General features: G+C 37.7%; 1 protein-coding gene. It reads right to left on the bottom strand.

The window, feature by feature from the left end; all coding sequences use genetic code 11:
• Positions 1 to 864: FIVAR domain-containing protein (locus tag IDG60_RS16740; RefSeq protein ID WP_206160960.1), on the bottom strand; the 864-nt coding region annotated here is incomplete at both ends.

Here is an 864-nt window from a genome sequence, read left to right as displayed (position 1 = left end):
GTGAAATTATTTTGTTGTGCTTGGTTTAAGTTAGATGCACCATGTAATGTTGTTAACGCTGGCTGTCTATCTAATGTTAAACCTTGACGTGCTGTATTTAATTGATCCTTAGCTTGGTTTGCCTCTGCCACTTTATCATTGATATTTTGGACAGTTGGGTTGCCATTCAACACTTGATTAATTTCAGTTAACTTTTGACGTGCTGCTTGTAATTTTTGGTTGTATGCATTTAACGAAGCGGTTGTCATACCTGTTGTATCTGTTGGTTGATTAATGCTTTGTTCTAATTGCGTTTTCGCATTTTGAAGCGGCGCTTTATCTGGTGTTAACGCTTGACGTGCATGATCTAAATCAGATTTCGCTTGATTTGCTGCAGACGTATTTGTATTAATTTGATCTACAGTAGGTGAACCTGCTAATACTTGATTGATTTGTTGAACCTTATTACGTGCAGCTGTTAACTTCGCATTGTATGCATTTATAGAGTCTTGTGTCATACCAGTTGTACTTGTTTGCGTATCAATACTATGTTGTAGTTGATTTTTCGCATTTTCTAAAGGTGCTTTATCGACTGTTAAGCCATTGCGCGCTTGATCAAGTGCTGTTTTAGCAGCATTCGCTGCTGTCACGTTTTGACGAATCGTTGCTACATCTGGATGAGATGCTAGTACGCGATCAATTTCTTGAATTTTAGTTCTAGCTGCTGAAAGTTTGTCATTAAATGCAGCAACAGATGCGCTTGTCATACCAGTCGTACTCGTTGGCTGATCAATATCATTTTGCAACTGAGTTTTTGCAGTTTGTAATGGTGCCAAGTCTGGTGTTAATCCAGCAATTGCTTGTTTTAAGCTATTATATTTTTCT

It is taken from the genome of Staphylococcus sp. EG-SA-2 (assembly GCF_017152085.1).
This window is presented reverse-complemented; position numbering and strand designations above follow the sequence as displayed.